The sequence below is a fragment of the Enterobacter cloacae complex sp. ECL72 genome, from assembly GCF_019056635.1.
In the GTDB taxonomy this organism is placed as follows: Bacteria; Pseudomonadota; Gammaproteobacteria; order Enterobacterales; family Enterobacteriaceae; genus Enterobacter; species Enterobacter hormaechei_C.
In genome coordinates this window covers 1,284,352-1,307,571 of the sequence record NZ_CP077659.1, presented here as the reverse complement: position 1 = coordinate 1,307,571, position 23,220 = coordinate 1,284,352, and the positions used below count along the sequence as shown (strand labels likewise).

General features: G+C 52.1%; 24 protein-coding genes. 16 read left to right on the top strand and 8 right to left on the bottom strand.

Annotation, left to right across the window (positions count from 1 at the left end):
- Positions 1-33 precede the first annotated feature (33 nt).
- Positions 34-471: a helix-turn-helix domain-containing protein gene (locus KTH07_RS06165; RefSeq protein WP_080317437.1), complete on the top strand. Its 438-nt coding sequence runs from the start codon at positions 34-36 to the stop codon at positions 469-471.
- Between the two features lie 360 nt (positions 472-831).
- On the opposite strand, the gene KTH07_RS06160 is transcribed toward KTH07_RS06165, so the two are convergent.
- Positions 832-1,146: a hypothetical protein gene (locus KTH07_RS06160; protein ID WP_072044439.1), complete on the bottom strand. Its 315-nt coding sequence runs from the start codon at positions 1,144-1,146 to the stop codon at positions 832-834.
- Between the two features lie 350 nt (positions 1,147-1,496).
- Between KTH07_RS06160 and KTH07_RS23580 the strand changes: the two genes are divergently transcribed.
- Genes KTH07_RS23580 through KTH07_RS06140 form a run of 3 tightly spaced genes read left to right on the top strand, consistent with a single transcriptional unit; the run spans position 1,497 to position 5,383 of the window.
- Positions 1,497-3,977, top strand: a complete 2,481-nt coding sequence (locus tag KTH07_RS23580) for an exonuclease (RefSeq protein ID WP_075606873.1) — start codon at positions 1,497-1,499, stop codon at positions 3,975-3,977.
- 52 nt (positions 3,978-4,029) lie between these two features.
- Positions 4,030-4,275 (top strand): excisionase, encoded by a 246-nt coding sequence (locus tag KTH07_RS06145; RefSeq protein WP_071785721.1) that lies wholly within the window; start codon positions 4,030-4,032, stop codon positions 4,273-4,275.
- Positions 4,256-5,383 carry a site-specific integrase gene (locus tag KTH07_RS06140; protein WP_075606872.1) on the top strand — a complete coding sequence of 376 codons (1,128 nt, stop codon included), beginning with the start codon at positions 4,256-4,258 and terminating at the stop codon, positions 5,381-5,383. Before KTH07_RS06145 ends, KTH07_RS06140 begins: the two co-directional genes overlap by 20 nt.
- Positions 5,384-5,454: 71 nt before the next feature.
- On the opposite strand, the gene KTH07_RS06135 is transcribed toward KTH07_RS06140, so the two are convergent.
- The 3 genes from KTH07_RS06135 to icd form a co-directional block, all read right to left on the bottom strand.
- Positions 5,455-5,835: a hypothetical protein gene (locus KTH07_RS06135; RefSeq protein WP_047364297.1), complete on the bottom strand. Its 381-nt coding sequence runs from the start codon at positions 5,833-5,835 to the stop codon at positions 5,455-5,457.
- Positions 5,828-6,139: a hypothetical protein gene (locus KTH07_RS06130; protein ID WP_047364296.1), complete on the bottom strand. Its 312-nt coding sequence runs from the start codon at positions 6,137-6,139 to the stop codon at positions 5,828-5,830. Before KTH07_RS06130 ends, KTH07_RS06135 begins: the two co-directional genes overlap by 8 nt.
- Before the next feature lie 267 nt (positions 6,140-6,406).
- On the bottom strand, positions 6,407-7,657 hold the full coding sequence (gene icd, locus KTH07_RS06125) for an NADP-dependent isocitrate dehydrogenase (protein WP_003857898.1): 1,251 nt from the start codon (positions 7,655-7,657) through the stop codon (positions 6,407-6,409).
- Between the two features lie 117 nt (positions 7,658-7,774).
- Between icd and rluE the strand changes: the two genes are divergently transcribed.
- The 5 genes from rluE to purB are packed head-to-tail and all read left to right on the top strand — an operon-like array spanning position 7,775 to position 12,110.
- Positions 7,775-8,437, top strand: coding sequence for a 23S rRNA pseudouridine(2457) synthase RluE (rluE, locus tag KTH07_RS06120; RefSeq protein ID WP_032619914.1), 663 nt, complete (start codon positions 7,775-7,777; stop codon positions 8,435-8,437).
- A complete protein-coding gene (locus KTH07_RS06115; RefSeq protein ID WP_032619915.1) occupies positions 8,437-8,910 on the top strand; it encodes an NUDIX hydrolase in 474 nt (157 codons plus the stop codon). Before rluE ends, KTH07_RS06115 begins: the two co-directional genes overlap by 1 nt.
- A 40-nt stretch (positions 8,911-8,950) precedes the next feature.
- Positions 8,951-10,063 carry a tRNA 2-thiouridine(34) synthase MnmA gene (gene mnmA, locus KTH07_RS06110; RefSeq protein ID WP_032103856.1) on the top strand — a complete coding sequence of 371 codons (1,113 nt, stop codon included), beginning with the start codon at positions 8,951-8,953 and terminating at the stop codon, positions 10,061-10,063.
- Between the two features lie 27 nt (positions 10,064-10,090).
- Positions 10,091-10,720, top strand: a complete 630-nt coding sequence (hflD, locus tag KTH07_RS06105; protein WP_006809213.1) for a high frequency lysogenization protein HflD — start codon at positions 10,091-10,093, stop codon at positions 10,718-10,720.
- 19 nt (positions 10,721-10,739) lie between these two features.
- A complete protein-coding gene (gene purB / locus KTH07_RS06100) occupies positions 10,740-12,110 on the top strand; it encodes an adenylosuccinate lyase (protein WP_017693620.1) in 1,371 nt (456 codons plus the stop codon).
- An 85-nt stretch (positions 12,111-12,195) separates the two neighbouring features.
- Here the strand turns inward: purB and KTH07_RS06095 are convergent, their stop codons facing one another.
- Positions 12,196-12,651: an anti-adapter protein IraM gene (locus tag KTH07_RS06095; protein WP_075606871.1), complete on the bottom strand. Its 456-nt coding sequence runs from the start codon at positions 12,649-12,651 to the stop codon at positions 12,196-12,198.
- Positions 12,652-13,064: 413 nt separating this feature from the next.
- On the opposite strand from KTH07_RS06095, the gene phoP reads away from it, so the two are divergent.
- From phoP to KTH07_RS06080, 3 genes are all read left to right on the top strand, one after another.
- The gene (gene phoP, locus KTH07_RS06090) at positions 13,065-13,736 is read left to right on the top strand and encodes a two-component system response regulator PhoP (RefSeq protein ID WP_032620365.1); all 672 of its coding nucleotides are present in this window, start codon (positions 13,065-13,067) and stop codon (positions 13,734-13,736) included.
- A complete protein-coding gene (gene phoQ / locus KTH07_RS06085; protein ID WP_032634007.1) occupies positions 13,737-15,200 on the top strand; it encodes a two-component system sensor histidine kinase PhoQ in 1,464 nt (487 codons plus the stop codon). It abuts the gene before it with no gap.
- 91 nt (positions 15,201-15,291) lie between these two features.
- Positions 15,292-16,413, top strand: coding sequence for a cupin domain-containing protein (locus tag KTH07_RS06080; protein WP_017384706.1), 1,122 nt, complete (start codon positions 15,292-15,294; stop codon positions 16,411-16,413).
- A gap of 91 nt (positions 16,414-16,504) precedes the next feature.
- Here KTH07_RS06080 and KTH07_RS06075 read toward each other — a convergent pair whose 3' ends face one another.
- Positions 16,505-16,996, bottom strand: coding sequence for a transposase (locus KTH07_RS06075; protein ID WP_023303482.1), 492 nt, complete (start codon positions 16,994-16,996; stop codon positions 16,505-16,507).
- A 97-nt stretch (positions 16,997-17,093) separates the two neighbouring features.
- Positions 17,094-18,317 carry a peptidase T gene (pepT, locus tag KTH07_RS06070; RefSeq protein ID WP_006809220.1) on the bottom strand — a complete coding sequence of 408 codons (1,224 nt, stop codon included), beginning with the start codon at positions 18,315-18,317 and terminating at the stop codon, positions 17,094-17,096.
- Positions 18,318-18,554: 237 nt separating this feature from the next.
- Between pepT and potA the strand changes: the two genes are divergently transcribed.
- The 4 genes from potA to potD are packed head-to-tail and all read left to right on the top strand — an operon-like array spanning position 18,555 to position 22,363.
- Positions 18,555-19,703 (top strand): spermidine/putrescine ABC transporter ATP-binding protein PotA, encoded by a 1,149-nt coding sequence (gene potA, locus KTH07_RS06065; protein WP_162837483.1) that lies wholly within the window; start codon positions 18,555-18,557, stop codon positions 19,701-19,703.
- Positions 19,687-20,544 (top strand): spermidine/putrescine ABC transporter permease PotB, encoded by an 858-nt coding sequence (potB, locus tag KTH07_RS06060; RefSeq protein WP_015570804.1) that lies wholly within the window; start codon positions 19,687-19,689, stop codon positions 20,542-20,544. The genes potA and potB overlap by 17 nt, the downstream gene beginning before the upstream one ends.
- Positions 20,541-21,332, top strand: a complete 792-nt coding sequence (potC, locus tag KTH07_RS06055) for a spermidine/putrescine ABC transporter permease PotC (RefSeq protein WP_015570805.1) — start codon at positions 20,541-20,543, stop codon at positions 21,330-21,332. Before potB ends, potC begins: the two co-directional genes overlap by 4 nt.
- Positions 21,329-22,363, top strand: a complete 1,035-nt coding sequence (gene potD, locus KTH07_RS06050) for a spermidine/putrescine ABC transporter substrate-binding protein PotD (RefSeq protein ID WP_015570806.1) — start codon at positions 21,329-21,331, stop codon at positions 22,361-22,363. Before potC ends, potD begins: the two co-directional genes overlap by 4 nt.
- 34 nt (positions 22,364-22,397) lie before the next feature.
- On the opposite strand, the gene cobB is transcribed toward potD, so the two are convergent.
- On the bottom strand, positions 22,398-23,219 hold the full coding sequence (gene cobB, locus KTH07_RS06045) for a Sir2 family NAD+-dependent deacetylase (RefSeq protein ID WP_006809226.1): 822 nt from the start codon (positions 23,217-23,219) through the stop codon (positions 22,398-22,400).
- Position 23,220: the final 1 nt, after the last annotated feature.

Sequence of the window (23,220 nt, the reverse complement as noted above, 5' to 3'; positions counted from 1 at the left end):
ACTTAATCAATCACATCTGATAAGAAAGTTTGTATGCTTGCTTATGGGTTTGATTTGGATACGAACATGAACTTCGAAGAAAGACTGTTACGAGCTCTTGATGAAGCCGGGATATCTCAATCTGAGCTGGGCCGCAGAGTGGGGGTAAACTCACAAACGGTTAGTAACTGGTGCAATACAGGTAATTTCCCTCGCAAGGAAAAGTTGGCTTTATTCCCGGAAGCATTAGGTAAGCCACTGTATTGGTTCTTTTTATCTGATGAAGAAGAGGCGCATCTTAAGGCAACCAGCGAAAGCAAAACGGTATTGAACGAGAAACAAGCTGCGTTGTTGGAAGTTTTTGATCAGTTACCTGAAGTTGAACAAACCAGGTTCATACAGCTGGCCAGCGACCGCCTCGAAGAGCTCGATAAATTTATGGCTGAATTTCTCAGCAAACGGAAGATTGAGCCCGCTCCAACCAAAGACTGATAAAGAACACTCTAAAGGCCGCATTTTGCGGCCTTTTTTTTGCCTCTAGTATCTCCTCAGCCCTCCTATAAAATCATCACTACAATTATTTATATCAGTTAAGTATTGACCTGTGACATATTTATTTGTAGCCTGATTTTAGAAAATCAGTCATCAAGGCAGGACGCCCACGAAGTAGCTGCCGGCGGCATACGAAACACCGGATGAGATGGCAAGACAATCGCGCAGCAGGTTTAACGTTCCGCTAGCCGGCGATAAGGCGAAATGAGTTAACACCCCTGGTTCACCCGACATAGGGGTTAACTATCAAGGTAGGAAATAATGCATATCGAAATATTCAGAATTGAAGGGCGAGCTTGTTTACTCATATCCCCCATCAGAATCTCTGTAGCGGAGCGACTGGCTTCCGCCATGGAAAACAGCGAAGTCGTTGCAGCTCTTGGTGCTTATTTCACACCCGTTGGCGAGGCACCAGTTGGTGAACTCGTTGGGCTCTATCTCTACTTTGATAACCTCGATACCGCTGCGTTCATAACGATCAATCATCTGATTGAAACGGATAAGCCAATCCCGGTAATCGTCAGGTAGAACCCACGAATCTGTCAGTAACTCTATGCAGGAATCATATTGGTCGCGGTTTTTGAACCAATAAACACTTATTGGACGGGTTGCCATTTTTATGTCCTTGCAGGCTGATTTCAGATTTCAGCATACCACCGAGACTGAGGTGGTTAAAAGGCAGGCATTAACAGGAGAAGATCAACTATGACCGATTTCGCTAGAAAACCAGCACGGTGCCAGGCCGTACATCTGCCCTATTTTTGGGCGGTAGTCCGCCGCATTTGCTACGCCCTGGCTCAAAAAGGCGATCCCACCGCTTCATAAAGCACAAAACCCGCGCAAGGCGGGTTAAGTACCCGGTCAGCCGACCAAAGCTTTCCGGAATCGAGTTTTGACCAATGACCACTACCCAAGGCGGCAATCACTAGCTGCGGGTATCTTACAACCAAAATTAAGGACCCGATATGGAATTCTTTCATTTAATCAAGGCAACACAGAAATCCGGCAAAGAAGATGCCGTTATCTGGTTCACGGCTAAATCAGAAGCGCGAGCCAATTTGCAGCTGGATGTAGAGCTGGAAGATGCTGGCATTGAAACCGGCCGGGGCAAGGATTATAGCAAGCCTATCCGTACCGATTTCCCTGTTTACAACGACCTGCCGGAAGAATGCAAAGTGGATTACACCTGGTGCAAACGCTACGAACTCCAAGACGATGGACGCACCTGGCTGCCAAAGGCTGGTGCTGAGTCGACTGGAGCCGTGGTCAACTCTGCCGCACCGGAAACCACCGTTAAAGTCGAAACTACCGTCGAGACTGTCCCTCTTGAAAACCGCACTCCAGCAGTACGTTTTGCCGTTCACCTGACCAGCGACAAGTATCAATCACGCATCACAAAAGAGCAGCAGCTGGCTGCCAGCGAAATGTCACTGGATGAAGGCAACACCTATCTTCAGAACCTGCTGCTGGCGAAGAACGACATCCCTGAAGTTACCGAACTCAGCCTGAACGCTGAGTGGAAACTCGTTCAGGCGATTAAGCAGGTATTCGCGCCAGATGAAGTTCACGAAACTGAAAATATCGCTGCATTCATGGCTGACTGGGCGAGAGCAGATGCCGGCGACCGCAATCAGTTAGTTGAAGAGTGGAGAAGCGGAAAGCTTGCTCTTCTCAAATCAGAAAGCACAAGCGACGCCGACGTTACAACTGGTCATGATCTCAAACCTGATAACGGTATCCAGATTGACGAGAATGATGACGAGACCACACGTTATCCAGTCGTTCGCATGCCCTTTCGCAAGCAGCTACTCGCCCAGTTCAACTCCAACGAACTGCGCCACCACATTACACGCGATGAATACGAAGGTATCAGCGAGCTGGAGATGGACACTGACAATAGTTATGTCCAGAACCTGCTGCTGGCGGCAGAAAACTGCGAACAGGTTAAGGGTTACGACACCAAAGACCTGTGGCGCTATACCGACGCCATTCGCAAAGTGTTCAGCCAGGAAAAGCGTGACGAACTCGCTTTGGTTCTCCGATTCTCCAGAATCTGGGCGGCGACTGATTACATTGACCGCGGCCTGCTGGTAAAAGAATGGGCCAAAGGCAATCGCATTGCAGAAATACAGCGTACTGAAAGCGGTACGAATGCTGGCGGAGGCAACAAGACCGACAGAAACCTTGACCTTAAACATGATCTCGACACTCTCGATTTAGAGATTGCGCTGGCCACGTTACCAATGGATTTCAACATTTATGATATCCCTGGTGGTGTTTTCCGTCGGGCAAAAGAGATCGTTAGTAAAAAAGAAAGTCCATTCAAAGAATGGTCTAGAGCTCTTCGCGCAACTCCGGGTGTTTTGGACTACTCGCGTGCAGCTATCTTTGCACTTATCCGCAGCGCTCACCCAGAGCATTACCTGTATCCGGCACGTCTCAGCGGATTCATTAACGCGAACCTGACTGAAAGCGATCATTCTGCTCCATCAGACGAAACTCTTGCGGCTGCGCGCCATAACCCTGAGGTGAGCTGGACAAACGAGATAGTGACTGATTCTGCTTTTGAAACTGGTGGCCAGAATGAAGGTGCACAAGTCGATGGCGGCACGCTGCCGGTTCTCGAAAAAGTTGGTAATGGTCTTTTTTCTATTGAAGGGCTGGCCACCGGCAACGCTGTAAATGTCCAACAAAATACCGCGGCGGAGTACGTTGATAATGTGCAGATGGAAGAAACTGGCAATGATGAAACCCCGGACGGTACTGCGTTATCAGAAGGCACGGAAGAAATTATCTCAGGCGCAGGCGCTACTGAAACTTATAGCAGCACAACTTCCATAAATAATGATTCCGGTCATCATAATTATACCGAGCATGAAATGCTCTATACACACCTTATGATCGATATTGAAGCTTTTGGTAAAAAAGCTGATTCACCAGTCGTATCTATCGGGGCCGTGTTCTTTGATCCATCTACAGGTAATACCGGTTCGGAATTTTACAAAGTGATTAGCCTGGAATCTGCCATGGCCAGCGGCGGAGTTCCGGATGCATCTACCATTATCTTCTGGCTAAAAGCTTCGCCCGAAGCGCGCTCTGAGTTGGTAATGGATGACGCTATTCCGCTCGATGATGCATTACTGCAGCTGAATGAGTTTATAGGAGAGAATGCGGTTAACGGCCCTGATTCTGTTCAGGTCTGGGGTAATGGTGCCACTTATGACAATGTCCTGCTTGAGGCATCTTATGACCGTACGGGGATCCCCTGCCCATGGAAATTCTGGAATAACCGGGATGTAAGAACTGTTGTCGAGTTGGGTAAAGCCGTTGGCTGCGAGCCTCGCTATGAGATCCCATTTGATGGAGAACCTCACAAGGCTATTTCGGATGCTCTTCATCAGGTCAAATACGTGTCAGCAATCTGGCAGCGTCTGACTGAACACTGATTTTTTAATTTCAGAAAATGGCCCTGATATGGGCCATTATGAGGTAAATCACATGCTTCAAATGCTGACTTTAGAAGAATGGGCTGCGGAAAAATACCGGAGTAATCCCCCAAGTCTGAATACTTTACGTCGATATGCTAAAGAGAGCATGTTCACTCCCCCAGCTACCAAAGAAGGAAGATACTGGCGGGTAAGAGAAGATGCCGAGATTACAGGTAATTTAACCCAGCCTGTGATTAAAAAATCTGATTCGCCTATGCTTCAAAGGATACTGTCTGATGGCTGCCCGACCACGTAAAAACAACGTCAAGATACCTAATCTTTATCCGCTCTACAGTCGTAAGGTAAATAAAATCTACTGGCGCTATAAGCATCCTGTTACTGGTAAATTTCACAGCCTCGGAACTAACGAGGCTGAAGCAACAGCAATAGCAATCGAAGCTAATGAGCGACTAGCTGAACAGCGCACCAGGCAGGTTTTGGCTATCAGTGACAAGATCGCCACCAGCAAAGGAAAGGCTATAACAACAAATACGTGGTTAGATCGTTATTGGAAAATTCAGGATGAAAGACTGGAGAATGGTGATATCAAGCCGAACACTCATAAGCAAAAGGCTAAACCAGTAGCCCTACTTCGTGAGAGCGTGGGAATGAAATTGATTTCATCCGTCGATGTTCGGGATGTTGCCCAGATACTGGAGTCCTATGTTGCAGAAGGTCAACCAAGGATGGCCCAGGTAATCCGCTCTGTTTTAATCGATGTTTTCAAGGAAGCCCAACATTATGGCGAGGTACCGCCGGGTTATAACCCGGCCCTTGCTACAAAACAACCGCGTCGGCGGATTAGCCGACAACGTCTAAACCTCGACGAATGGAAAAAGATTTTCGCGATAGCTGATGCCCGCCATCAATACATGGGAAATGCAATGCTATTGGCGCTCGTTACTGGTCAGCGCCTCGGGGATATTTCCAACATGAAGTTTAGCGATATTTGGGATCACCATCTGCATGTCGTACAGGAGAAGACGGGGAGCAAGCTTGCGATCCCACTATCACTTAGACTTAACGCGATTGACTGGAGTTTGAGAGATGTAGTTGCACGTTGCCGTGACTATGCAGTGAGTCCATACCTAATCCACTTCTTCCGGGCAACCTCAATGGCAGAACGTGGAGCGCAGGTGAAGTCGAATACCATAACAATGAATTTCAGTAAGGCCCGTGATAAAGCAGAGATAAATTGGGGAGACGGCACCCCAGCTACTTTCCACGAACAACGATCTTTAGCAGAGCGTCTATACGAAGTTCAGGGGGTAAATACACAAAAACTGCTGGGGCACAAATCCCCAAATCAGACAGCTAGTTACCATGATGATCGCGGTAAAGATTGGATAACTGTTGGAATTTAAGTGAAAACTCTCGAAAAATCAATTAACTAAGGAAGCTTTAAATTTCCTTAGTTAATAAGATCATTAATTAACTATTTTGATTTTTCTTTAAAGTAATAGCCAATTATAAAACCGAGCGAAGTACCTAAAGCACTAATAACAATCGAGAGTACTTTATCAATTTCAAGTGGTCTTATTAATTCAGAGGGATTCTCAATTCCTTTTTCTTTCAATTTGAGTAACCAATCAACTGCATAAGCGTTGTACCAAAAAACAAAAATAAAGCAAAAGACCAGTAAAACAAAAAAGCCCACTAAAAATGAAATGGTTAATGCACTACGAGTCTTGCTTTCACGCACACTGGAACTTAATGCGTTTTCTTCTGCTTCTTCGGCAACATTATCAGACTTTTTAGAATTAGTTGAAAGCTCTTCTAATAAATCTGTTAAATCTGAGAAATCCGTGTTAGCCATTATTGCTACCTCCATTCATTTTCGAAAGTAGCTTTAAGGCCTGGGCATAATCTTTTGTTGTTGATTCAGTAAATTTACCTGAAACTGCCAAACATTTTTTCATTTCAGGTAGAACATCATTATAGAATTCTAATCGACCACGTTCTACTTCAGAAAGATTCTGTAAGTTTTTATCGAATAAATCTTGTACATTATTAAGAATTTTTTCAATAAGACCCATTTGAGATTCGAGTAAATCACTTGAGTGCGAACGGAAGGTGGTCAGTTTACTTACAACTTTCGCATAATCATTTTTTTCTGACATTGGGTTTGATCCATCATCTAACTAGCAATAGCTTATGAGGATAATAGCATGTAAAAAAAAGAGGTCTAGCATCATAGCAGACTTGATCAGATATGCTTCTGTCGAATCGCTCCTGACGTAAGTGGAACACTATCCAGATGACTAGCTAATGGATAGGACATTGAAATTTTGATAACTCGTTTTGATAAAATTTTGATAACCATTCGAAAGCTAATAATAAAAACGGGAACCAATCGGCTCCCGTTCTTGTTTAACCCAGAGTCTGGATTACATATTCGCGATAATCGCGTCGCCAAACTCTGAGCATTTCAGCAGCTTAGCGCCTTCCATCAGACGTTCGAAGTCATAGGTTACGGTTTTCGCGTTAATCGCGCCTTCCATACCTTTAACGATCAGGTCTGCGGCTTCGAACCATTCCATATGACGCAGCATCATCTCTGCGGACAGAATGATAGAGCCTGGGTTGACTTTGTCCTGGCCTGCGTATTTAGGTGCAGTACCGTGAGTTGCTTCGAACAGGGCGCACTCGTCACCGATGTTCGCGCCCGGGGCGATACCGATACCACCCACCTGTGCTGCCAGCGCATCGGAGATGTAGTCACCATTCAGGTTCATACAGGCGATCACGTCATACTCAGCAGGTCGCAGCAGGATCTGTTGCAGGAACGCATCGGCAATCACATCTTTAATGATGATCTCTTTACCGGTGTTCGGGTTCTTAATTTTCTGCCATGGGCCGCCGTCGATCAGTTCACCGCCGAACTCTTCGGTCGCCAGCTGGTAGCCCCAGTCTTTGAACGCGCCTTCGGTGAACTTCATGATGTTGCCTTTGTGAACCAGGGTCACAGAGTCACGATCGTTGGTGATAGCGTATTCGATGGCGGCACGCACCAGACGCTTGGTCCCTTCTTCGGAGCATGGCTTGATGCCGATGCCGCAATGCTCAGGGAAGCGAATTTTCTTCACGCCCATCTCTTCGCGCAGGAATTTAATCACTTTTTCTGCATCAGCAGAGTCCGCTTTCCATTCGATACCGGCGTAGATGTCTTCTGAGTTTTCACGGAAGATAACCATGTCGGTCAGTTCCGGGTGCTTAACCGGGCTTGGGGTGCCCTGGTAGTAACGCACCGGACGCAGACACACATACAGATCCAGTTCCTGACGCAGCGCCACGTTCAGGGAGCGAATGCCGCCGCCAACTGGCGTGGTCAGAGGGCCTTTGATAGCAACGCGATAGTCGCGGATCAGGTCCAGCGTTTCGGCTGGCAGCCAGACGTCCTGGCCATAAACTTGAGTCGATTTTTCACCGGTGTAAATTTCCATCCAGGAAATTTTACGCTCGCCTTTGTAGGCTTTCTCAACAGCGGCATCAACCACTTTCAGCATTGCCGGGGTAACGTCTACGCCGATACCGTCGCCTTCAATGAACGGGATAATCGGGTTGTGAGGAACGTTAATCTTGCCGTTTTGCAGGGTGATCTTTTTACCTTCCGCCGGAACAACTACTTTGCTTTCCATTAACCTCTCCTTCGAGCGCTTCTGGTTGTTACTGATCTTATGTTAATAAATTGTAATGAGCCTTCCGATAGTACCTGATTGTCCGACGCCATGAAAGGTCTTCGTTATTAGGCTATAATGCGGCAATTGATAACGCCTGAAAATACCATGACGAAAACTTCTTTTAGAAAACACCGGGTTGAGCGATTCAGCTCACGACAAGCCACCAGAAAAACGCCAGAACCCCAGCCAACGCGGGTCATACTGTTCAATAAACCCTACGATGTATTGCCACAGTTTACCGACGAGGCAGGGCGCAGCACGCTGAAGGACTTTATTTCCGTTCAGGGAGTGTACGCGGCGGGACGTCTGGATCGTGACAGCGAAGGGTTGCTGGTGCTCACCAATGACGGCGTGCTCCAGGCCAGGCTCACTCAGCCGGGCAAGCGTACCGGGAAAATTTACTTTGTGCAGGTTGAAGGCGAGCCGGACGACGCGTCGCTGGCAAAACTGCGTAACGGCGTAACGCTGAACGACGGTCCCACCCTGCCGGCTGGTATTGAGCGCGTGAATGAACCCGAGTGGTTGTGGCCGCGCAACCCGCCGATTCGTGAGCGGAAATCCATTCCCACCAGCTGGCTTAAAATCACCCTTTATGAAGGCCGCAACCGACAGGTCAGGCGCATGACTGCGCATGTGGGCTTCCCTACCCTGCGACTCATTCGCTATGCCATGGGCAGCTACACGCTGGACTCGCTGGCAAACGGTGAATGGCGGGATGTTACCCCTAAGGAGATCTGATGTTTAAACCTCATGTTACGGTCGCCTGCGTGGTCCATGCGCAGGGGAAATTCCTGGTGGTGGAAGAGACCATCAATGGCAAAGCGCTGTGGAACCAGCCTGCCGGGCATCTTGAAGCCAATGAAACCTTACGCCAGGCGGCAGCCCGTGAGCTGTGGGAGGAGACGGGTATCCGCGCCGAACCGCAGCATTTTATCCGTATGCATCAGTGGATAGCGCCTGACCAGACGCCTTTCCTGCGCTTCTTATTCGCCGTTGAACTTAACGAAACGTGCGCCACTGAACCGCACGACGACGATATCGATCGCTGCCTGTGGGTGACTGCCGAGGAGATCCTGAACGCGCCAAACCTGCGTTCGCCGCTGGTGGCGGAAAGCATCCGCTGCTGGCAGTCTGCGGCGCGCCTGCCGCTGGATGTCATTGCAGAATTTAACTGGCCGTTTACAGAGGGTGTCAATGGTGGGGGGGCGTGATAGAATACGCCGCCTTGAAGTTCAATGTCGTGAGTATTCCATGTCAGATAACAGCCAGAAAAAAGTAATCGTCGGCATGTCCGGCGGTGTCGATTCCTCCGTTTCCGCCTACCTGTTGCAGCAACAGGGCTATAAGGTGGAGGGCCTGTTCATGAAGAACTGGGAGGAAGACGATGGCGAGGAATACTGCACTGCCGCTGCGGATCTCGCCGATGCGCAGGCCGTGTGCGATAAGCTCGGCATCGAACTGCACACCGTTAACTTTGCCGCAGAATACTGGGACAACGTTTTTGAACTCTTCCTCGAAGAGTACAAAGCGGGCCGCACGCCAAACCCGGATATCCTGTGCAACAAAGAGATCAAATTCAAAGCCTTCCTGGAATTCGCCGCGGAAGACCTGGGCGCAGACTACATTGCGACCGGCCACTACGTGCGTCGCGCGGATGTGAATGGCAAAAGCCAGCTGCTGCGCGGCCTGGACGGCAACAAAGATCAGAGCTACTTCCTCTATACGCTGAGCCACGAACAGATTGCCCAGAGCCTGTTCCCGGTCGGCGAGCTGGAAAAGCCGGAAGTGCGTAAGATTGCTGAAGATCTGGATCTGATCACCGCGAAGAAAAAAGACTCCACCGGTATTTGTTTTATCGGCGAGCGTAAATTCCGCGAGTTCCTGGGGCGCTACCTGCCTGCACAGCCGGGCAAAATCGTCACCGTTGACGGCGATGAGATTGGTCAGCACCAGGGGCTGATGTACCACACTCTCGGCCAGCGTAAAGGTCTGGGTATCGGCGGCACCAAAGAGGGCAGCGAAGATCCGTGGTACGTGGTCGACAAAGACGTCGAAAACAATATTCTGGTTGTGGCTCAGGGTCACGACCACCCGCGCCTGATGTCCGTTGGACTGATCGCGCAACAGCTGCACTGGGTCGATCGCGAGCCGCTGAAAGGCACGCTACGCTGCACAGTGAAAACGCGCTACCGCCAGACGGACATCCCTTGCACCGTAACCGCACTGGATGACGATCGCATTGACGTGCGTTTCGACGAGCCGGTTTCCGCCGTTACCCCTGGCCAGTCTGCTGTTTTCTACAGCGGCGAAATTTGCCTCGGCGGTGGGATCATTGAACAGCGCCTGCCGCTGCCTGCTGTTTAAACCGTTTGCACACATAAAGGAGACCGTGTGGCGAAGAACTATTATGACATCACCCTGGCGCTGGCGGGAATTTGCCAGTCAGCCCGTCTGGTGCAACAGCTGGCGCATCAGGGTCATTGCGACGCTGATGCCCTGCACGTTTCACTCAACAGCGTTATCGATCTTAACCCAGGCTCAACGCTGGGCGTCTTTGGCGGCAGTGAAACCAATCTTCGTCTCGGTCTTGAAACTCTGCTCGGCGTGCTCAACGCCAGCAACCGTCAGGGGTTGAACGCGGAACTGACCCGCTACACCTTAAGCCTGATGGTGCTGGAACGTAAGCTTAATGCGGCAAAAGGCGCAATGAATACCCTGGGCGACCGCATCGCCGGGCTACAGCGCCAGCTCGACCACTTTGACCTCCAGTCTGAGACCCTGCTCAGCGCGATGGCCGGTATCTACGTTGACGTGATTAGCCCGCTCGGCCCGCGTATTCAGGTCACCGGTTCGCCTGCCGTATTGCAAAGCCCACAGGTACAGGCGAAGGTACGCGCTTCGCTGCTGGCAGGCATCCGTGCCGCCGTGCTGTGGCAACAGGTCGGCGGTGGCCGCCTACAGTTAATGTTTTCTCGTCATCGCCTGACGACTCAGGCAAAACAAATTCTTGCTCATTGTTAACCTCCCGGAGTTGCGAATTATGGAATTATCCTCACTGACCGCCGTATCCCCTGTCGATGGACGCTACGGCGATAAAGTCAGCGCGCTGCGCGGGATCTTCAGCGAATATGGCCTGCTGAAGTTCCGTGTTCAGGTTGAAGTACGCTGGCTGCAAAAGCTGGCCGCCCAGACAGCAATCAAGGAAGTTCCTGCTTTTGACGCAAAGGCAAACGATTACCTTGATAAAATCGTTGCTGAGTTCAGCGAAGAAGATGCCGCGCGCATTAAAACCATCGAACGCACCACCAACCACGACGTGAAAGCGGTTGAATACTTCCTGAAAGAGAAAGTGGCAAGCGTCCCTGCCCTGCACGCGGTATCTGAATTTATTCACTTCGCCTGTACGTCTGAAGATATTAACAACCTGTCTCACGCGCTGATGCTCTCTACCGCGCGGAAAGAGGTAGTACTCCCTTACTGGCGTAAAATCATTGATGCGGTGAAAGCGCTGTCCGTGGAATACCGCGACATTCCGCTGCTGTCCCGTACTCACGGCCAGCCAGCAACCCCATCCACCATGGGTAAAGAGATGGCGAACGTGGCGTACCGCATGGAACGCCAGTATCGTCAGCTGGAGCAGGTTGAGATCCTCGGCAAAATCAACGGCGCGGTGGGTAACTATAACGCCCACATCGCCGCGTACCCGGAAGTGGACTGGCACCAGTTCAGCGAAGAGTTTGTGACCTCTCTGGGGATCCAGTGGAACCCGTACACCACCCAGATTGAGCCGCACGACTACATCGCCGAGCTGTTTGACTGCATTGCGCGCTTCAACACCATCCTGATCGACTTCGATCGTGACGTATGGGGTTACATCGCCCTGAACCACTTCAAGCAGAAGACCATCGCCGGGGAAATCGGTTCGTCCACCATGCCGCACAAAGTGAACCCAATCGACTTCGAAAACTCCGAAGGTAACCTGGGTCTGGCGAATGCCGTGTTGCAGCATATGGCGAGCAAGCTGCCGGTATCTCGCTGGCAGCGCGACCTGACTGACTCCACGGTGCTGCGTAACCTGGGCGTAGGTATTGGCTACGCGCTGATCGCCTACCAGTCCACCCTGAAAGGTGTGAGCAAACTGGAAGTTAACCGCGACCGTCTGCTGGACGAGCTGGATCATAACTGGGAAGTGCTGGCGGAGCCGATTCAGACCGTGATGCGTCGTTACGGCATCGAAAAACCGTACGAGAAACTCAAAGAGCTGACCCGCGGTAAACGCGTTGATGCTGAAGGTATGAAACAGTTTATCGACGGTCTGGCGCTGCCAGAAGAAGAAAAAGCGCGCCTGAAAGAGATGACCCCGGCAAACTATATTGGACGTGCCATCGCTATGGTTGACGAGCTGAAGTAATCGCCTTCCCCCTTTCCACCTGGAAAGGGGGCTGCTTTACATCATCGAGCCGACATTTCACGTCACATTATCTGTTTTGCCGGGATTAGAGCCTGCCGTCAGGCTGAATGTTATTTTTTGCCGTGGAATAACTTTCCGGAATATACCGTTTTAAGCCGAACGGGCAAAGTTTGAACTGGCACGGGGTTTCAGCCGTGCACGGGCGATCCATCTTCTGTCGGTTGCCTGGACACGCGTTTTTCTGTTTGAACCCCATCCAGCCTATTGATGTAAAGGGCATTGCCTGCGCTATCCATACTCTACGCCGCCGATCGTTAATCAGGATCCCCTGGTTTGAAGTGGTGATGATTTCACCTGTACGAACGTAATAATCTCCCTTTAACCACAGGATATAATTCAGGCCATACTGTGTTTCAACTTTGCAAAAGATGGTTCCGCTTTCCGGGCTCGCAATAGTCTCAACAACCTTCCATTCCATAAAATCCTCTTTACTCGCTATATTGCTGTTTTGTTGTGTAAAAATGCTGCTTTTCTGGCACATCTTATGCAAATCTAATTTCGCACCATAAAATAAGCGTAGACAAAGCCAGGCATAGTGAGAACATCCTTACAAAAAAAAGGGCAATATTTACAAAACTGGCGTGCCCGTGCTGTCCAAAAAGCGACTCGCCTTCAACAGTTCATAAACGGATGGCTGTTTTATCGGGATTGCGAAAGCTTGCGAAAACAAGTCAGTTTATATTACCCGCGCCTGCTGGGGGCGCATGAGGCTTACGTGAGTTGGATGGGTGATATGAACCAGGCTCAGGTCAACATACTTAATAATCAGGTGCCTGGCGTCATCCCCCCCTGTGTTCGGGAGCATGAAAAAAATCATTTAATTTCATTGCGCTGGTGTCAACCTGAATAATCAGCGTTAAACTATTCATACCATTTATAAAGGGAGAAGTGATGATGCGCGTACTGGTTGTTGAGGATAACGCATTGCTACGCCATCACCTGAAAGTTCAACTTCAGGAGATGGGTCATCAGGTGGATGATGCTGAAGACGCAAAAGAGGCCGATTATTATCTCAATGAACACCTGCCGGACATCGCCATTGTCGATTTAGGGCTGCCGGATGAAGACGGATTGTCCCTTATCCGCCGCTGGCGTAGCCATGACGTTTCCCTGCCGGTACTGGTGCTGACTGCCCGCGAAGGCTGGCAGGACAAGGTTGAAGTCCTGAGCGCTGGCGCGGATGACTACGTGACCAAACCCTTCCATATTGAAGAAGTCGCTGCGCGTATGCAGGCGCTGCTGCGCCGCAACAGCGGGCTGGCGTCACAGGTTTTCTCTCTGCCGCCGTTCCAGGTGGACCTCTCTCGCCGCGAATTTTCTATTAATGATGAAGTGATCAAGCTGACCGCATTCGAATACACCATCATGGAAACGCTGATCCGTAACAACGGTAAAGTGGTGAGCAAAGATTCCCTGATGCTTCAGCTCTATCCGGATGCCGAGCTGCGCGAAAGCCACACCATTGACGTGCTGATGGGTCGCCTGCGTAAAAAAATTCAGGCGCAGTACCCGCATGACGTGATCACCACCGTGCGTGGTCAGGGCTACCTGTTCGAATTACGCTAAATGAAAGGGATATTGCGCCACATTTTACCCCTTTCGCTGCGGGTTCGCTTTTTGCTGGCAACCGCCGCCGTCGTGCTGGTGCTGTCGCTCTCTTATGGGATGGTGGCGTTGGTCGGTTATAGCGTGAGCTTCGATAAAACCACCTTCCGCCTGCTTCGCGGCGAAAGTAACCTGTTTTATACCCTGGCGAAGTGGGAGAACAACCGAATCACCGTCGAGATGCCGGAAAACCTGAATCAGCAGAGCCCGACGCTGGCGCTGATCTATGATGAAAAAGGGAAATTGCTTTGGGCCCAGCGCGATGTCCCGTGGTTGAAAAAGCGCATCCGTCCGGAATGGCTGAAAACCAACGGTTTTCATGAAATAGAAGCCGACCTCAACTCCACCAGCAGCCTGCTGCGTGACGATCGCGCCTTACAGATCAAGCTAAATGAGATCCGTGCCGAAGATGACGACACGGAGATGACCCACTCTGTGGCCATCAACCTTTACCCCGCCACCCTGAACATGCCGCAGTTAACCATTGTGGTGATCGATACCATACCGGTTGAGCTGAAACGCTCGTATATGGTCTGGAACTGGTTTGTGTATGTTCTGGCTGCCAACCTGCTGCTGGTGATCCCTCTCCTGTGGGTTGCTGCGTGGTGGAGCCTCCGCCCGATTGAATCCCTTGCCAAAGAGGTGCGCGAGCTGGAGGAACATCACCGCGAGAAGCTAAACCCGGAGACCACGCGTGAGCTGACCAGCCTGGTGCGCAACCTCAACCGCCTGCTGAAAAGCGAACGTGAACGCTACGACAAGTATCGCACGACGCTCACCGACCTTACGCACAGCCTGAAAACCCCGCTGGCCGTGATGCAGAGTACCCTGCGTTCCATGCGCAGTTCGAAAATGAGCGTGGATGACGCCGAGCCGGTGATGCTGGAACAAATCAGCCGTATTTCACAGCAGATCGGCTATTACCTGCACCGCGCGAGCATGCGTTCCGGAAGCGCCCTGTTGAGCCGTGAACTGCACCCGGTAGCCCCGCTGCTGGATAACCTCACCTCTGCGCTGAACAAGGTGTACCAGCGTAAAGGGGTCAACATCAGTCTGGATATCTCACCGGAAATTAGCTTTGTCGGTGAGAAAAATGACTTTATGGAAGTGATGGGAAACCTGCTCGATAACGCCTGCAAATATTGTCTGGAGTTTGTCGAGGTGTCCGCGCGGGTAACGGATAACGAACTGCATATTATCGTTGAGGATGATGGTCCTGGCATTCCCTGTAATAAACGCGAAGTGGTGTTCGATCGCGGCCAGCGCGCCGATACGCTGCGGCCAGGCCAGGGCGTCGGATTATCCGTCGCCAGGGAAATCGTCGATCAGTACGAGGGCAAGATTGAAACCGGTGAAAGTTTGCTGGGCGGTGCCCGTATGGAAGTCATTTTTGGCCGCCAGCATCCCGTATCGAACGATAGTTGACCCGAAATGTGAAAAATACGCGGATCTCGCAGTCAGGGGGCGGTGCTTCCGTTATAATCCGTCTCAGTAAGAGCCTGCGGAATACAAAAATATGGATTATCAATTAACGCTTAACTGGCCCGAATTTATTGAACGTTACTGGCAAAAACGCCCAGTCGTTCTTAAACGCGGGATCAGCAATTTTATCGACCCTATTTCTCCTGACGAACTCGCTGGTCTGGCGATGGAAAACGAGGTAGACAGCCGTCTGGTGAGCCACCAGGACGGGAAATGGCAGGTCAGCCACGGTCCCTTTGAAAGCTACGATCACCTGGGCGAAAACAACTGGTCTTTACTGGTGCAGGCGGTCAACAACTGGCACGAACCCACCGCAGCCTTAATGCGTCCCTTCCGCGCCCTGCCAGACTGGCGAATGGACGATCTGATGATCTCCTTCTCCGTTCCCGGTGGCGGCGTGGGTCCGCATCTGGATCAGTACGACGTGTTTATCATTCAGGGTACCGGTCGCCGTCGCTGGCGCGTGGGCGAAAAAGTGCCAATGAAGCAGCACTGCCCGCACCCGGATCTGCTTCAGGTTGATCCGTTTGAAGGGATCATTGATGAAGAGCTGGAACCAGGTGACATTCTTTATATCCCACCGGGCTTCCCGCATGAAGGTTATTCCCTGGAAAACTCGCTGAACTATTCGGTTGGTTTCCGCGCGCCAAGCGGGCGCGAGATGATCAGCGGATTTGCTGACTATGTTTTACAGCGTGAGCTGGGCAGCTACCGTTACAGCGATCCGGACGTTCCGGCGCGTGAGCACCCGGCGGATATTCTGCCAGAGGAGCTGGATAAGCTGCGCGGGATGATGCTGGATCTGATCAATGAACCGGAGCACTTCAGACAGTGGTTTGGCGAGTTTATCAGCCAGTCGCGTCACGAACTGGACGTCGCACCGCCAGAGCCGCCGTATCAGGCAGATGAAATCTATGATGCGCTCCAGCAGGGCGATAAGCTGGTTCGTCTGGGCGGATTACGCGTACTACGCATTGGCGAAGAGGTATTCGTCAACGGCGAGCGCCTGGACTCTCCGCATCGCCCGGCGCTGGAAGCGATTGCCAGCCATATGGTGCTGACTGCGGATACCTTTGGCGACGCACTGGACGATCCCTCCTTCCTCGCCATGCTGGCCGCGCTGGTGAACAGCGGGTACTGGTTTTTTGAGGACTGAGCCATGATGTTTGCCGGGTGGCGGCTACGCCTTACCCGGCCTACATATTGCACCCGTAGGCCCGGTAAGCGAAGCGCCACCGGGCTTTGTTTTACTTCCGCTCCCCCGCCGCAAAATCCTCAATCTCACCCGCCCAGTCTGCCGGATATAACCCTTCCCGCACGTCCCGATGAAACGTTGAATATGGCCAGTCGACGACTTTCCCGACATAGCCATGCTTCAGCGGATTGATGTAGATGTAATCCATATGCCGCCGATAATCCTGCTCATTGCGAATAGTGTGCTCCCAGAAACGCGGTTGCCAGACGTGGCGCATTTCAATGTTGCGGCTAAACGTTTTTTTGATGTCGCGCCAGCGCGCTGAAAAGTCACTGTCCCCTTCCGGCAGGGTCCAGATACAGTGCATATGTTCAGGCAGGATAACCCAGGCGTTAATGGTAAAGGGCTTCGCACGCTTAACCGTGGCGGTAGCGGAACGCAGGCTGTCGATGTGGCGAGTAAGTAAATCGCTCTGGCGGTTTTGCAGATTGACGGTGAAAAACCAGGTCCCACCGGGGATGTAGTGGCGGCGGTAGTTTGACATTGGCACTCCTTGCCCATTGCCCGGTGGCGCTGCGCTTACCGGGCCTACGATCGAAATGTAGGCCCGGTAAGGCGTAGCCGCCACCCGGCATAAAACATTACCGCTTCGCGGTTAACTCCGCTATCCGCACGATCACCTGCACCGCTTTCTCCATCCCTTCCAGCGTCACGAACTCATGCTTGCCGTGGTAGTTATATCCACCGGTAAACAGGTTCGGGCACGGCAGGCCCATAAACGACAGCTGTGAACCATCGGTACCGCCACGGATCGGTTTCATCACCGGCTCGATGTCACAATCGCGCATCGCCTGCTGGGCGATATCAAGAATATGCGGATGCTCCATCACCTTATCGCGCATATTGTAATAGCTGTCTTCGATGATGAGTTCAATATAGCAATCCGGATGTAGCCCCTTGCCGACCTTTTTCGCGATCTCCATCATCTTACGTTTGCGTGCTTCAAAGGCTTTGCGGTCGAAATCGCGGACAATATAGTGCATCTGCGCGCTGTCCACGGTCCCCTTGATGCTGGTCAGATGATAAAAACCCTCATACCCTTCCGTCATCTCCGGGCTCTCTTCGGCGGGCACTTCCGCATGAATACGCGCAGCCAGCGACAGCGCATTCACCATCACCCCTTTCGCAGACCCCGGGTGCACGTTGTTCCCAACGATTTTGATCGTCACCGATGCCGCGTTAAAGTTTTCATACTCCAGTTCACCCACGCCGCCACCGTCGACGGTGTAGGCCCACTGCGCGTTAAACGCCTCAACGTCAAAGTGTTTCGCGCCTTTTCCAACCTCTTCATCCGGCGTGAAGGCCACGCGGATATCGCCATGTGGGATATTTTTGCCCTTCAGCACCGCCAGCGCCGTCATGATCTCGGCGATGCCCGCTTTGTCATCGGCCCCCAGCAAGGTTTTGCCGTCAGTGGTGATTAACGTCTGCCCCAGCAGCTGATGCAGTACCGGGAACATCACCGGCGACAGCACTTCGTCGCCAATGCCCAGCGCAATATCACCGCCGCGATAGTTTTCAACAATCTGCGGGTTTACGTGTTTACCGCTAAAATCAGGTGAGGTATCGACATGAGAAATAAAGCCAATTGCCGGGATATCGCCGTCAATATTCGCCGGCAGCGTTCCCATCACGGTCCCTTTTTCGCTGAGCGTGACATCAACCAGCCCCATGGCCTCCAGCTGCTCTTTCAGCAGATTTAGCAGCTTCCACTGGCCTTCGGTGCTTGGCACCTGTCGGACCCCCGGCTTAGATTGGGTATCCAGCGAAACGTAATGTAAGAAACGCTCAAGTAGTTTATCCATGCAGTCACCCTCACTTTTTGTGACAACATTATCATTAAGCAGCAAAACGCAAATATTGCGTCAGGTCACTTTTATCCCGCAAACGAGAACTTTTTACGTTTATATCGTTGTGCGTTAATAAATGTAGCTTATGAATAAGTGAGAAGGATTGGCGATTCAATGGGTTTGCCGTAGAATGTCCGCCCTCATTACGAGTCACCAAGGTGGTTACACACAAACCCCGCTTCAGTCTGCTGCCTGAGGCGTCTATATGGGACAGCGCGAAAATTGAATACACAACCCCGTTCCCTTTCACCGCTGGTGCAACTGGAACGAATTCGTAAAAGTTTCGATGGCAAAGATGTCATTTCCGACCTTAATCTGACCATCAATGACGGTGAGTTTCTCACGCTGCTCGGCCCCTCCGGCTGCGGCAAAACCACCGTCCTGCGCCTTATCGCCGGGCTGGAAAGCGTCGATAACGGCCATATCCATCTTGAGAACCAGGACATAACCCAGGTTCCAGCCGAAGATCGCCACGTCAATACCGTCTTTCAGAGCTATGCCCTGTTCCCGCACATGACCGTGTTTGAGAACGTGGCGTTTGGCCTGCGGATGCAAAAAACACCGGCCAGCGAGATCCCACCTCGGGTTACCGAAGCCCTGCGCATGGTACAGCTGGAGGCGTTCGCCCAGCGCAAGCCGCATCAACTTTCCGGTGGTCAGCAGCAGCGTGTGGCCATTGCCCGCGCCGTGGTCAACAAACCTCGCCTGCTCCTGCTGGATGAATCCCTCTCTGCGCTGGACTACAAGCTGCGCAAGCAGATGCAGAACGAGCTGAAAGCGCTTCAGCGTAAGCTCGGCATCACGTTCGTGTTTGTCACGCACGATCAGGAAGAAGCCCTGACCATGTCAGACCGTATCGTGGTGATGCGCGACGGCAAGATTGAGCAGGATGGCACCCCGCGTGAAATTTACGAAGAGCCGAAAAACCTGTTCGTCGCCAGCTTTATTGGCGAAATCAATATCTTTAACGCCACGGTGATCGAGCATCTGGACGATCGGCGCGTTCGCGCAAATGTGGAAGGCCGCGAATGCAATATTACCGTCAACTTTGCCGTCGAGAAGGGTCAAAAGCTCAACGTCCTGCTGCGCCCGGAAGATCTCCGCGTTGATGAGATCCACGACACGGCTGACGTCGAAGGTCTGATCGGTTACGTTCGCGAACGCAACTACAAAGGGATGACCCTCGAATCCGTTGTGGAACTGGAAAACGGCAAAATGGTGATGGTCAGCGAGTTCTTTAACGAGGACGATCCGGACTTCGACCATTCGCTGGATCAGAAAATGGTCATCAACTGGGTAGAAAGCTGGGAGGTTGTACTGGCTGATGAAGAACACAAGTAAGTTCCAGAATGTGGTGATTGCCACGATCGTCGGTTGGCTTGTGTTGTTTGTCTTTCTTCCCAACCTGATGATCATCGTGACCAGCTTCCTGACCCGCGACGACGCGAACTTCGTGACGATGGTCTTTACGCTGGACAACTACGCGCGCCTGCTCGATCCGCTCTATTTTGACGTGCTGCTGCACTCGCTCAATATGGCGCTGATTGCCACCCTCGCCTGTCTGGTGCTGGGGTATCCATTCGCCTGGTTCCTGGCCCGCCTGCCGCAAAAAGTGCGGCCGCTGCTGCTGTTTTTACTGATTGTACCCTTCTGGACCAACTCGTTAATCCGCATCTACGGGCTGAAAATCTTTCTCAGCACCAAAGGTTATCTGAACGAGTTCCTGCTGTGGCTGGGGGTGATCGAGACGCCGATCCGCATCATGTTCACCCCGGGCGCGGTAATTGTCGGCCTGGTCTATATCCTGCTGCCGTTTATGGTGATGCCGCTCTACTCCAGCATTGAAAAGCTCGATAAGCCGCTGCTGGAAGCGGCGAAAGACCTGGGCGCCAGTAAGTTACAAACCTTTGTCCGCATCATTATTCCGCTGACCATGCCGGGTATTATCGCCGGCTGTCTGCTGGTCATGCTGCCTGCGATGGGCCTGTTCTACGTATCGGACCTGATGGGCGGGGCGAAAAACCTGCTGATCGGTAACGTGATTAAGAGTCAGTTCCTGAATATCCGCGACTGGCCGTTCGGCTCGGCCACCAGCATAACGCTGACGGTGGTGATGGGACTGATGCTGCTGGTTTACTGGCGTGCATCACGCCTGCTGAATAAGAAGGTGGAGCTGGAATGATCGGTCGACTGCTTCGCGGCGGTTTTATGACCGCCATTTATGCGTATCTCTATATTCCGATAATCATTTTGATCGTGAACTCCTTTAACAGCTCACGCTTCGGGATCAACTGGCAAGGGTTTACCACCAAATGGTATGGCCTGCTGATGAACAATGACAGCCTGCTACAGGCCGCTCAGCACTCGCTGACGATGGCGGTATTCTCTGCCACCTTCGCGACGCTGATTGGCTCACTGACCGCCGTGGCGCTGTACCGCTACCGTTTTCGCGGTAAGCCGTTCGTCAGTGGCATGCTGTTTGTGGTGATGATGTCCCCGGATATCGTGATGGCCATTTCACTGCTGGTGCTGTTTATGCTGCTGGGCGTCCAGCTCGGTTTCTGGTCGCTGCTGTTCTCGCATATCACCTTCTGTCTGCCGTTTGTGGTGGTAACCGTCTACGCGCGTCTGAAAGGGTTCGACGTACGCATGCTGGAAGCGGCGAAAGATCTGGGTGCGAGCGAGATGACCATTCTGCGCAAAATCATTCTGCCGCTGGCGATGCCCGCCGTGGCAGCAGGATGGCTGCTCAGCTTTACCCTGTCGATGGACGACGTGGTCGTGTCCTCCTTCGTCACCGGGCCGAGCTATGAAATTCTGCCGTTGAAGATCTACTCAATGGTTAAAGTCGGTGTTTCACCCGAAGTGAACGCGCTGGCGACTATTCTGTTGGTGTTATCGCTGGTTCTGGTAATTGCCAGCCAGGTTATTGCTCGTGATAAAACAAAATCTCAGGGGACACAGAAATGAAAAAAATGCTTGCCGCTGCGGCACTGGTGCTCGGAATGGGCGCCGCGCATGCTGATGACAGCAAAACGCTCTATTTCTACAACTGGACCGAGTATGTGCCGCCGGGCCTGCTGGAGCAGTTCACCAAAGAGACGGGCATCAAGGTGATCTATTCGACCTACGAGTCGAATGAAACCATGTACGCCAAGCTCAAAACCTATAAAGATGGCGCGTATGACCTGGTGGTGCCGTCGACCTATTTCGTCGACAAGATGCGCAAAGAAGGCATGATCCAGAAGATCGACAAAACGAAGCTAACCAATTTTTCAAACCTCGATCCTGAGATGCTAAACAAGCCGTTCGACCCGAACAACGACTACTCCATTCCGTACATCTGGGGCGCGACGGCAATTGGCGTCAACAGCGATGCCATTGATCCAAAAACGGTTTCATCCTGGGCTGACCTGTGGAAGCCGGAATACAAAAGCAGCCTGCTGTTAACCGACGATGCGCGCGAAGTGTTCCAGGTTGCGCTGCGTAAACTCGGCTATTCCGGTAACACCACCGATCCGAAAGAGATCGAAGCGGCGTATAACGAACTGAAAAAGCTGATGCCAAACGTGGCGGCGTTCAACTCGGATAACCCGGCTAACCCGTATATGGAAGGTGAAGTGAATCTGGGTATGGTCTGGAACGGCTCTGCGTTTGTGGCGCGTCAGGCCGGGACGCCGCTGGAGGTGGTCTGGCCGAAGGAGGGCGGCATCTTCTGGATGGACAGCCTCGCGATCCCGGCGAATGCGAAAAACGTCGAGGGCGCCCTGAAGCTGATCAATTTCCTGCTGCGCCCGGATGTGGCAAAAGAGGTGGCGGAAACCATCGGCTACCCGACGCCAAACCTGGCCGCGCGGAAGCTGTTAAGCCCTGAAGTGGCAAATGATAAATCGCTTTATCCGGACGCTGAAACCATCAGCAAAGGGGAATGGCAGAACGACGTCGGTGACGCGAGCCGCCTGTATGAAGAGTATTATCAGAAGCTAAAAGCAGGCCGTTAATGCATAACGGGCGACGCAATGTCGCCCGTTACTCTTACAGCCCCTTCAGGAGTTTATCCACAAAGGCTGGCACCACCTCGCTCGCCAGACCGTAATGTTTCTCTTCAAACTCGCTCCCGACCTGGCTTGGCTCCAGATTAAGCTCCACCGTATGGGCACCTTGCAGTCGCGCTTCGTGAACAAATCCTGCCGCCGGATAGACATGTCCCGAAGTGCCAATGGCGATAAAGACGTCCGCCATGGCCAGGGCGCTGTAGATCTCATCCATTCCCAGCGGCATTTCGCCAAACCAGACCACATGCGGACGCAGACGCGAAGGGAACTGACAGCAATGGCAGCGGTCTTCGTCCAGCACGTCCTCTTTCCAGTCCAGCACCTGACCACTCCATGCGCACCGCACCTTGAGCAGTTCGCCGTGCATGTGGATGATGTTGTGGTTTCCGGCCCTTTCGTGAAGATTGTCGATGTTCTGCGTGACCAGCAGAAAACGATCCCCCAGCGCTTCCTCCAGCTTTGCCAGCGCCAGGTGCGCCGCATTCGGCGCAATCTCCGGCTGCTGAAGCTGGCGACGGCGGGCGTTGTAGAACGCCTGCACCAGCGCCGGGTCGCGGGCGAAACCTTCCGGCGTCGCCACATCTTCAACTCGGTGTTCTTCCCACAGTCCGTCCGCCGCGCGGAAGGTCTGAATACCGGATTCGGCGGAGATCCCCGCCCCGGTCAACACCACCACTCTGGGTTTATCCATCGCTTCTGGCATCATCCTGTCTCTGAAAAAGATCCGCTGACGCAGGCGTTCACGTAAGCGGCGTTTATTTTTGCGAAAACGGCTGAGTCGACCCTGGCGACGCGACAGCATA